Source organism: Streptomyces sp. NBC_01451 (assembly GCF_036227485.1).
Lineage (GTDB): Bacteria > Actinomycetota > Actinomycetes > Streptomycetales > Streptomycetaceae > Streptomyces.
Genome location: NZ_CP109479.1, coordinates 1,837,338 through 1,848,048, shown reverse-complemented (window position 1 = coordinate 1,848,048; position 10,711 = coordinate 1,837,338). Strand labels below are relative to the sequence as shown.

Here is a 10,711-nt window from a genome sequence, read left to right as displayed (position 1 = left end):
GCGCCGCACCCCGTCCCGCCGGGCTCAGCGACGCCGGCCGCGCCGGACCTTGAGCTCCTGGAAACGCGGGCCGTCGCCTTCCCGGACCCGCTGCCAGGCCCTGCGGTAGAGGTCGGCGACGGGTTCGGCCGGCACGATCACCCCGAGCACCGGGTGGTCGCCGTTGACCAGGTCGTACAGCGGCAGCTTCCACTGCTCCAGCGGAAGGCGCGGGGACCTGGGGTCCACCCAGCCGCCGGGCAGGAAGAGCGACCGCCCGGCCCGGGCACGGCTGGCCTCCACGACCAGGCCGGAGGCGGCCAGTTCGGCGCGGGCGGCCTTGAGCCGGGCAGCCCCGCCCCGGTGTTGCGGCCAGCCCGTCCAGCGCGCGGTGTTGCGGTCGGTCGGGTCGGGCATCGCCAGCAGCATCAGGTGGAGCACGGCGGCGTCCTCCCCGATGCCGTACTCCTTCGCCGCCTCGCCGACCAGGTCCGGCACCGACCGGGCGGGGTCCTGCGGCCACCAGGTGCCGTCCTTGTCCCGTGCCCCCGCCTGCGGGTCACCGGGATCGGCCAGCAGGGCGGTGAAGCGCGGGTCGCCGGCGGTGCGCAGCGCCACCTCGGCCGGGAAGGGCCGCTGGTCGCGGGTGCGCAGGACGGACAGGAACGGGTCGGTCCCGGCCTCGTCCAGCAGTGCCGTACGGATGCCGGGCGCGGGCTGGTCGTCCGCCGTGGCCATGACGACGGCGCCGTAGCGCTCGTAGCCCTCGCCGGTCTCGGTGGGGGCGCCGGCCACCTTGCGGAAGTCGGGCAGGCTGACGTACTCGTCGAGGTCGAGCATCAGCCCGGGGTTGGCCAGCCGGTCCCGTACGGCGGTCAGCGCGGCCGGGAGGGCGGCCCGGATCGGGTCGCCCGCCGGGAGCCGGTGGGCCAGCCAGGCGGCCAGGGTGACGGTACCGACCAGGGTGCGGGAGGTGAAGCCGGTGGTGTCCGAGTCGACCGGGTGGACCCGGTCCCCACTGACGTGCCAGGCCAGATCGCGGCTCAACTGCGGTTCGGCGGCCGGGTCGAGGAGCGCGGGCAGCGCCCGGCTCGGCTCCCACGATGTCCGCACCGCGCGGACGGCCTCCGCGAGCAGCGCTTCGGGAACCGCGGCCCGTCGGCCCAGCTCGGCGTTCCAGACCTGCGCGGCGGCGGCCACGTCGGGGCCCTCCGTCCACAGCCGTGCGGGGTCGGCGGGCAGCAGCGCCCGGACGACGGCCCGCCGGAAGCCCGCGTCCAGGCCGCGCAGCTCGTCCTTGGCCAGGGCGGCGTCGGCGACCTTCACCCCGAGCGTCTTACGGGCCTCGGGGCTGAGGAAGTTCCGCTCGTACGTGTCCACCTGCGGCAGGCCGGCCACGACCAGCCCGGCCGTGGTCGGTGTGACCCCGGTCAGACGGGCGAACTCCTCGGCGGCCTCGGGGAACCAGGGCGCCGCGCCCCGCGCGGCCAGCTCGGTCAGGAACGCCCCGAGCCACCCTGCCTCCCTGGGCCCGCCCACCGGGGACGAGGACGCCACCGTGTAGGGGGCGGGGACCTCGAACAGCCCGGCCGGGTCGTGGAAGAGCGCCGTGAACTCGTAGCTGCCGGTGTCCGGGCGTTCCACGTCGACGAAGGCCAGGAACGCGCCGCCGGTCAGCCGGAGCAGACCCTGCCAGGACCCGGACCGCACACTGCCGTCGGCCATGGTGAACTCGGCGCGGTCCAGACGCAGCTCGAAACGGCGCCAGTGGGCCGGCTCGACGACCGCAAGGCCCTGGGCGTCCAGTTCGCGCAGGAGTTCCCCCAACGCCTCCCGGTGCTCCGGCCCGGTGGTCGCGGCAGCGGCCCGGAAGGCCGCCGTGACGGACAGGTCGGGCAGGGACTCCCAGTCCAGCCGTGCCGACGGCAGTTCCGGCCCGTCGAGATGCAGGCGGACCGCCGGCACCGGCTCGGAGGCGTCCCGCAGTGCCTCGCCGATGAACCGCACCTGGCGGCAGACCTGGTCGGTGTCGTCGGAGCCGTGCCCGTACCCGTACCAGGAGTGGACGAGGCCGAGGCCGCCCAGCGCGGCGTCGAGCAACCGGTCGGCCGGACCGGTGGGCCCCTCCTCCGGCCGGCCGCCCGCGAGTTCCAGGGCGAGCCGGGCAGCCGCCGCGTCCAGCGCGGCCTGCTGGGTGGCCGCGAACCGCACCACGGCGGCGATGCCCGTCACCAGGGCGTCATGCCCGACCTGCGGCAGCAGCGTACGGACCAGCGCGGGCAGCTCGTCCGGGTCCCCGGCCGCGCGCTCCCGGGCGGCGGCGGTCAGCAGCGCCGCCGCCGTGTCGCGGTCGACGCGGCGCAGCGCCTCGGAGCCCTGCGGGTCGCGGGGCCGGAGGAGGTGCCAGAAGCGCAGCGGGGGCAGCACCAGGGTGCCGGCCGCGAACGTCCCGGGCCGGTTGTCCGTCTTGGCCCTGGCGGTGACGACGCCCTCCTCGTCGATCAGGGTGAGGCTGTAGGAGCCCGTGACGACGGCCACCGGCCGGTCGGCGCCGGGGAAGAGCAGCGCCCGCACCGGCCGTCTGGCGTCGGCGGGCAGGGCGACGGCGTTCCCGGCCGGGTCCTCGCCGCGCAGCGAGCCGTCGGGCAGCTTCACCACGCGCCAGCCCAGCAGCCCGCCGTCCGGGGCGGGCAGTACCCAGCCGGACTCGAAGATGCTTCCCGCCGGAGCGGTGCGGGTGGCGTCGGCGAGGAACCCGGGCAGGCTCTGCCGGCCGCGCTCACCGGTGGCCGGCGCGTACTCGTACCAACCGGCGGTCGCGCGGTCCTGGCCGTCCTGGTCCCAGATCCAGTACGAGGTGCCGTCGCTGATCACCGACCGTTCCTCGGGCACGGCGGTGTCGCCCCGGTGCACCACACCGGTGCCCGTGGTCCGGCCGCCGCCGGACAGCGGGAGGGTGACGGCGCCGAGGTTGCCGAGATAGTTGACCTGCGTGCCCCGGGGGCCGGCGCCCTGCACGGGCTGCCGACGGTCGGCGGACCCGTGCCAGTAACCGCGCAGTTCGCCGTTCGCCTCGCGGGACCGCCAGTAGACGAGCAGTTCGCCGTCCACGTAGTGGCAGCCCGGCTCGCCGTAGCAGTCCTTGTCCGGTATCCGCAGGTCGTGGGTGAGCACGGTGCCCTCGGCGCCGAGCACCCGTACCTGCGAGGAGCCGGAGGCGATCAGATGCGGCCAGGCGTCCGCGACGACCAGGTCGTCGATGTCCTTGGCGGGTACGAGGGCGGCGGCGGCCTCCTCCCAGGCGGGCCAGCCCAGCTCGTCGAGGAGCCCGGACCGCAGGCTCCGTACGAGGACCGGGGCGAGGTCGGTGCCGACCGCGGCGCGCACCTCGGCCTCGGCGAGCGCCAGGGTCTCGCCCGGCAACCAGGTCAACCGGCCCAGGGCGTCGGGCAGTTCCGGCAGACCGACGGCGGTGAACCGCCCGGCGACCTCGCGCACCCACTCCGTCAGCATCGGCCGCCCGCCGGAGGACCGGGCAAGGACCCGCAGGGCCCGCCGACCGTCCTTGTCGTTGCCGAACCGGTCGGCCCCGCGCCGGAAGGCGGGCCGGAAACGGGCGTCGGCCTCCAGCGCGACCAGATCGCGCCTGTCCTCACCCTCCGCCCACTGCTCCAGGTCCAGCCGGGCGCGCTCCTCGGGGCCGGCGACCGGAAGCTCCAGCGACAGCAGCAGGTCCAGCAGGTCCACGTCATCGGTCGTGACCGGCAACGTCCCACCGGAGTCGGCGAGTTCGGCCCGCAGCCGGTTGGCCATCCGCTCCACCAGCGGGTACAGCCCCGGCAGCCGGCCGCGCCGCCGCCACCCGGAGTCACGGAACGTCAGGAACCGCCCGAGCCAGCCCGTGGCCCCGTCCACCGGGCGCTCGGCCTCCGGCAGCGAGTCGTCGCACAGCCCCGCCGTGGCGCCGGACTCCTCCAGCAACTCCAGCCACAGTCCCGGCAGTTCCCTGTCGTCTCCCGAAGGCATCAGCGCCAGCAGCGTCCCGCGCACCTCCGGTTCCCGCCGGGCCAGCGCCGCCAGCGCCGGACGGTGTGCCTTCCACCAGCCCGCCGCCGCCCGCAACGTGGCGGGCAGCGCCAGCAGTTCGGTCAGATACGCGCCCTCCTCCACCACCGGGTCCAGGCCTGCGGCCCGGGCCAGCCTGCGCAGGTCACCCGCCATCTGGGCGGACGGCGCCAGCCCGCCCGCCGTACGGCGCACGCACAGCCGGCGGAACCGGTCGAACGCCTCCTGCGCCGGGACCCGCGCGACCAGCTCCTTCGCGTACCCCGACAGCACCTTCACCGGCAGCGCCCCGGCGAGCGCGAACTCCAGGAACACCGCGTCCAGCCGCTCCTCGTCGACCGTCAGACCGTGCTCGGCCTCGGACCTGCGGGCCCGGGTGAACATCTGCGCCGCGTACGTGGCGTTCTCCACGCTCAGGAAGACCCGCCCGGCCTGCTCGTAGAAGGTCGGCAGGAAGTGCGGCACGGACGCCGCCAGCTGACCGGCGAGCACCTGGTAGGCGTCCAGCGCGGCCTTCGGCTTGGACTTCGCCGTCCGCGCCACCCGGTCCAGCTCCGGTACGACGCCCAGCGCGTGATGGCCGTCCGCCGGGTGGTGCACCAGCACCCACTCCGGGAAGCCCAGCGCCTGGCGCAGACCGAGTCCGACCTCGGCCGGTTCGCCGTCCGGCTCCAGGCCGAGGAAACCGGCGGCCAGGTCCTCCGCCGTGCCCAGCTCGGCCGCGACCAGCCGCACCACCACCCGGCCGTCCAGCCCGGGATGCCGGTACGCGCGCGCGGTCAGCGGCACCGCCCGCTCACCGGCCCCCTCCGTACCCGGCGGCAGCACCGCCCCGGCCGCCAGCAGTCCGGCGGCCTCGGCCTGCGAGATGGTCCCCGTGTCGCTCATGCGTCCTCGCCCTTCTCGATCCTGCGGCCGGCGTACAGCGCCGCCGCCATGCGCATCCCCTCGGACCAGGCGACCGGGCCGACCCGGGACGGCCGCACCGCCCGGCCCTCCTCGTCGCTCCAGGTCAGGCCGCCGGTCTCGGTGTCCCCGTCCCAGTACGGCTCCCCGATCCACACCGCCGCCTCGACGCCGCGCCCCGCGTCCCGCACCCGGCAGGTCGCGTAGCCGCCGGACACCCGGTAGCCCAGTGCGGTGGCCCGCGCGGCCAGACCGAACCGCGAGTCGTACCTACCGCCCGCGAACTCCCGTATCTCGGTGACCGTTTCGGCGAGGCCGGCCGGCCTGAGCCAGGTGGCCCGGTGGATCTGCTCCACCCGCTGCGTCACGCCCAGCTCCGCCGCGAACTCCCGCAGATCCTCCAGGTCGGGCAGCAGCACCGGGTGCGGCAGCGTCACCGTACGAGGCGACAGCCGGACCGTCTCGCCGTCCAGGTTCACCACCCGCAGCTCACCGGCGTCCGTCGCGTCCCGCAGGAAGCCCACCTCGTCCGGGTCGTCCCCGACGACCGCGAGGTCACGCAGCGCCGACTGCCACGCCTCGTCCGGCCACAGCCGGGCCAACAGCCCGGTGGGCACCGGCAGCGACGACACCATCCAGGCGTCCACCTGCGCCACGCACGCCACCGCGTGCCGGTCCAGCCACTCGCCGAACCGCCGCAGCCGGTCCGTCTCCGGGTGCTCCCGCACCGCCTTCGGCAGCGACTTCAACTGCCGCCCCGCCGCCCGTCCGGACGTGGCCCGCGCGGCCACCCGGCCCTCCACCAGGGCGACTTCGTACCCGTCGCCCGCCGACAACCAACCCATGTGGTCCCACCCCTGACACCGTCCGGAAAACAGCACGCTTGAGCCGGTGCGTCCCGGTCCTGCTCTGACGATGCGCCGAACGCTATCGGCAGCCACTGACAAGCGGCCGGGCGGAGCCGTCGGCGCGCGACGGCGAGGCCGCCACCCGCGGGAATCCGGCGGCAGACGCGCCGTAATTCGGTGGCGCCGCGGCCCCGGGTACCTCTAGGGTCGGGGCTGTTCGCGCGGCGACTCGCAGTCGCCGCGGGTGATCTGACCTGGGAGGTGTGACCGATGGCTGTCGTCGAGATGGGCGCTGCCCGCATCCGGAAGTTCATCAAGTCCACTCCCGTGGCCTCCGGCTGACCTCTTTTCTCTTCCGCGTCAGTGAGCGCGGTGCCGGGGCCACCCTTGTGAAGGGTCACCCCTTGTCTTTCTCCTCTCTCCTGGGTTCGTCCTCGTCTCTCTCGCATCCGCTCGTGCCGTACGGCTGGGATGCGGGCTGGGAGGCCGAGTTCGCCCCGTTCGCCGAGCAGGGTCTCCTGCCCGGTCGTGTCGTGCGGGTCGACCGGGGCCTGTGCGATGTCGTCACCCCCGTCGGCACCGTCCGTGCCGACACCGAGTTCGTCGTCCCCCGCGACCCGATGAAGGTCGTCTGCACGGGGGACTGGGTGGCCGTCGACCCCGAAGGCGGCGACCCGCGCTACGTGCGGACACTCCTCCCGCGCCGTACCGCGTTCGTGCGCTCGACCTCGTCGAAGCGTTCCGAGGGCCAGGTGCTGGCCACCAACATCGACCACGTCGTCATCTGTGTGTCGCTCGCGGTCGAATTCGACCTCGGGCGCATCGAGCGGTTCCTGGCGCTCGCCATGTCCAGTTCGAGTGGTGACGCCCTGCTGCGCACGTCGGAGCTCTCCTGGGAACCGGGTGCGCAGCCCGTCGTGGTGCTCACCAAGGCCGACCTCGTACCGGACGCCACGACGCTCGCGTATCTCGTCCAGGACGTGGAGGCCGCGGCCCCCGGGGTGCCGGTGCTCACCGTCAGCTCCACCAACGGCGACGGCGTCGACGTCCTCGCTGCCGTTGTCGCCGGCGGCACGGCAGTGCTGCTCGGCCAGTCCGGTGCGGGCAAGTCGACCCTCGCGAACGCGCTCCTCGGTGTGGACGTCATGGACGTTCAGGCCACCCGTGACGCCGACGGCAAGGGCCGGCACACCACGACCACCCGCAATCTGCTCGTCCTGCCCGGCGGGGGCGTCCTCATCGACACCCCGGGGCTGCGGGGCGTCGGCCTCTGGGACGCCGGAACCGGCGTCGGGCAGGTCTTCGCCGAGATCGAGGAGCTGGCCGCCGGATGCCGTTTCCAGGACTGCGCCCACACGGCGGAGCCCGGATGCGCGGTGCTGGAGGCGCTCGACTCGGGTGCGCTGCCGCAGCGGCGGCTCGACAGCTACCGCAAGCTGCTGCGGGAGAACCAGTACATCGTCGCCAAGACCGATGCGCGGTTGCGGGCGGAGATCCGCAAGGACTGGAAGAAGAAGGGGGCGGAGGGGAAGGCCGCGATGGAGGCGAAGCGGGGGCGGCAGCGGTAAGGGTGGTTGGGCGTGGGTCCGGGGGCTGCGCTCCCGGACCCCTCTTCGCGCTGAACGCGCTCGTCCTCAAGCGCCGGACGGGCTGAGATGCCGAGCGGTCCTGAGGCGCGCCGCCTGCGGTTCGAGGGTGCCCGGCAAACGGACCGGGACGGGCGGTCGGGTGGGAATCGTCATGTCCGACAGCCGCCGGCGGCGCCCTCCCCCCCCCGTACCGCAGACTGGGCAGCGTGACCGACCAGGACACCAGGTACGCCGCCGTGCGCAGCAGGGATCCGGGCCCGCGCCCTCGGCGACCCCGACGTCGCGCCGTCCGGCGTGGACGTGCCCGACACCTGGCGCCCCTGGCGCTCGTACGCCCTCCATCACCTCATCGCCGCAGGCGAGTGGGAGCCCGCATCATGACGACACACCCCGCTGTTTCCGCGACCGCCGCCGAGACCGTCCACTGGACCGTCCTCGACAGCCCGCTCGGCCAACTCCTCCTCACCGCCGACGGGTCGGGCGCGCTGACGTCCCTCTCCGTACCCGGTCAGAAGGGCGGCCGGAGCGTGCGGGGTGCCGAGGAGGGATGGCGGCGGGACCCCGGGCCCTTCCGGGCGGCGGAAGCACAGCTCGCCGCCTACTTCGCCGGTGAACTCACCCGGTTCCGGCTGGAGTTGCGAAGCACCGGGACGGAATTCCGGCAGCGCGTCTGGGACGCCCTCGACTCGGTGCCGTACGGGGAGACCGCCACCTACGGGTGGATCGCCGCGCGGATCGGGGCCCCGAGGGCCGCCGTACGGGCCGTCGGCGGGGCGATCGGCGCCAATCCGCTGCTCGTCCTGCGGCCCTGCCACCGGGTGATCGGCGCGGACGGTTCCCTCACGGGATACGCGGGCGGCCTCGACCGCAAGCGTCACCTGCTCGGTCTGGAAGGTGTTCCGCTGCCCCCGTGACGGTGACCGGTCCTCAGTTCTCCTCCAGGCCCCAGCTGTGGATGCGCCTCGGGTGGACGCGGATCACTTCCTCGCTGAAGCGGGGGCCCAACCCGTGCGGTCCGGTGAGGAGTTCGGCCTCGCCCCGGATGTCGACGCCGCGCACCTTCCAGGGGCTCACGCTCACCACGTCGTCGACGACCAGCGCGACCTTCGGGTTCTTCTCCAGGTTGCGCCACTTCTTGGTGCTGCCCATCGCGTGACCGCCGATGAGGATGGTCCCGTCGTCCTGCGGGAAGAAGCCGACGGGGTTCGCCTGCGGCTGCCCGTTGGGGTCGACGGTGGCCAGCCGTCCCAGGCGCTGGGTCCTGAGATAGGCACGCTCGGCCGCGCTGAATTCGGTCATGCCGGAAGCCAAACACGGCGGCCCCGGCAGGCGCAGCGGAAACGCGGGTGTAAGTGCGAACATACGTGCGTGCCGCCATGGGTGTGACATTGCGTTGGCGCTGCTCACCGCTCGGGGAACCATGCGCACATGACCCGCGCGATCATGGTTCGGCACAGCCTCGCGGCCCTGGTGACCGCCCTGGCCCTCGCCCCGCCCGCAGCGAGAGCCGACACGGGGAGCACCCCCGCACCATCCCCGGCCCCCCTCCCGTCTCCCATGCGGGAAACCCCGGTTCCCCGCGTCTGGACCGGGACCTGGGAGGCCGCCGCCTCCGGCACCGTCGCCGCCAGGCCCGGCGCCACCTACCGCAACGTCCTGCACGTCAGCGTCGGCGGCAGCGCACTGCGCGTCCGCCTCACCAACCGGCTCGGCACCCGGCCGCTCCGCCTCGGCGCGGTCACCGTCGCCCTCCAGGAACCCGGCGAACCGAAGAGCCCGGACGCCGTGCCCGGCTCGATGCGTACGGCCACCTTCGCGGGCGCCTCCACGGTGACGATCCCGGCGGGCGAGGACCGGGTCACCGACGCCGTCAAGCTCGCCGTACCGGCCGACACCAACCTGCTCGTCACGGTCCACACCCCCGGGGACTCCGGTCCGGCGACCTACCACCGGACGGCCAAGCAGACCAACTTCCTTGCCCCGAGCGGCGACTGGGCCGCCGCGGAGGACGGCGACGCCTACACCAAGACCCTCAGCTCCTGGTACTACGTCACCGGCGTGGACGTCCTCGACGCACCCGCCGCCGGCAGCGTGGTCGCACTCGGCGACTCCCTCACCGACGGCGGCGGCACGACCACCGACACCGACCGCCGCTGGCCCGACCGCCTCGCCGACCGGCTCGCCGCGCTGCCCCCGAACCGCCGCCTCGGCGTTCTCAACGCGGGCATCTCCGGCAACCGCGTCCTCCTCGACGGCGTCGGCCCGCGCGCCCTGACCCGCTTCGACGCCGACGTCCTCTCGCGGACCGGGGTGCGCGCGCTGATCGTGTTCGAGGGCATCAACGACATCAACGGCACCCCCGAGCAGACCGTCCCGCGCGCCTTCGCGGAGGCGTACAAGTCGCTCGTGAGCCGCGCGCACGCCCGCGGCATCCGCGTCATCGGCGCCACCATCACGCCGTACGGCGGCCACGGGAGGTGGAGCGAGGCCCGTGAGTCCGTACGCCGGGAGGTGAACACCCTCATCCGCACCGGCGGCATCTTCGACGCGGTCGTCGACTTCGACGCCGCCGTTCGCGACCCGGCGTTCCCGCACCGCATGCGGGCCGCCTACGACCCGGGTGACCACCTCCACTTCAACGACGCCGGCATGCGGGCCATGGCCGACACGATCAAACTGGCCGACCTCAGGAGACTGTGAGCGATCGCCGAACTCGCCCCATCGCGGGGCGGGTTCGGCCGTCCCCTCGCCGGGGTCCCGGCAACGCGGCGCGCGGCCCCGTCCCTCCCGTCGCGCGAGCACCTCCCGCCGTGTCAGCCCCAGAGCGTGGCACCCAGCCACGCGCCCGTGATCAGCAGGCAGGTGAAGAGCTCGATGAAGACGCTGGTGCCACCCGCCCGCATCACCCGCCGTACCGCCGCCACAGCCTCGCGGTGCCGGCCGAGCCGGAGCCGCTCGTGGAGGTAGGCGCCGCCCACGAACCCGGGGAACGCGCCGAGCACGGGCAGCAGGAAGAAGCCGAGAAGGGCGCCGACCCCGGCGTACACCGCCATTCGAGGGGTGGCGCCGCCCGCGCGCAGCCGGCGTGGGGGCAGCTGCCAGCGGACCACCTGGGACAGGAACAGGACGCCCGTCGTGCCCACGAGCACCCACCAGGAGACCGCCTGCGGTTCCTTCAGCGCCCACCACAGGACCGCGGCCCACACGAGCCACGACCCCGGCACCCCGGGCACCAGCACTCCGCACAGCCCGAACACCATGACCAGGCCGATCAGCAGGAGATCCGACGCGCCCATCTGCCCAGAGTGCCGGAGGACTGGCGAA

7 protein-coding genes are annotated in these 10,711 nt (G+C 74.3%); 3 read left to right on the top strand and 4 right to left on the bottom strand.

Annotated elements, in window-relative coordinates; genetic code table 11:
• Positions 1-24 precede the first annotated feature (24 nt).
• Positions 25-4,932 (bottom strand): DNA-binding protein, encoded by a 4,908-nt coding sequence (locus OG595_RS07920; protein WP_329269379.1) that lies wholly within the window; start codon positions 4,930-4,932, stop codon positions 25-27.
• Entirely contained in the window at positions 4,929-5,795 is an 867-nt protein-coding gene (locus OG595_RS07915; protein ID WP_329269377.1) for a DUF4132 domain-containing protein, read from the bottom strand. The genes OG595_RS07920 and OG595_RS07915 overlap by 4 nt, the downstream gene beginning before the upstream one ends.
• A gap of 407 nt (positions 5,796-6,202) precedes the next feature.
• Here OG595_RS07915 and rsgA point away from each other — a divergent pair, with 407 nt between their 5' ends.
• Together rsgA and OG595_RS07905 are read left to right on the top strand one after the other, a co-directional pair.
• Positions 6,203-7,366, top strand: a complete 1,164-nt coding sequence (gene rsgA / locus OG595_RS07910; RefSeq protein WP_329269375.1) for a ribosome small subunit-dependent GTPase A — start codon at positions 6,203-6,205, stop codon at positions 7,364-7,366.
• Between the two features lie 398 nt (positions 7,367-7,764).
• Complete coding sequence (locus OG595_RS07905; protein WP_329269373.1) at positions 7,765-8,301, top strand: methylated-DNA--[protein]-cysteine S-methyltransferase; 537 nt, start codon at positions 7,765-7,767, stop codon at positions 8,299-8,301.
• Positions 8,302-8,314: 13 nt separating this feature from the next.
• Here OG595_RS07905 and OG595_RS07900 read toward each other — a convergent pair whose 3' ends face one another.
• Positions 8,315-8,686 carry a PPOX class F420-dependent oxidoreductase gene (locus OG595_RS07900; RefSeq protein WP_329269372.1) on the bottom strand — a complete coding sequence of 124 codons (372 nt, stop codon included), beginning with the start codon at positions 8,684-8,686 and terminating at the stop codon, positions 8,315-8,317.
• A gap of 129 nt (positions 8,687-8,815) precedes the next feature.
• On the opposite strand from OG595_RS07900, the gene OG595_RS07895 reads away from it, so the two are divergent.
• Positions 8,816-10,087: an SGNH/GDSL hydrolase family protein gene (locus OG595_RS07895; protein ID WP_329269370.1), complete on the top strand. Its 1,272-nt coding sequence runs from the start codon at positions 8,816-8,818 to the stop codon at positions 10,085-10,087.
• A gap of 113 nt (positions 10,088-10,200) precedes the next feature.
• On the opposite strand, the gene OG595_RS07890 is transcribed toward OG595_RS07895, so the two are convergent.
• Positions 10,201-10,683 (bottom strand): DUF456 domain-containing protein, encoded by a 483-nt coding sequence (locus tag OG595_RS07890; RefSeq protein ID WP_329269368.1) that lies wholly within the window; start codon positions 10,681-10,683, stop codon positions 10,201-10,203.
• Positions 10,684-10,711: the final 28 nt, after the last annotated feature.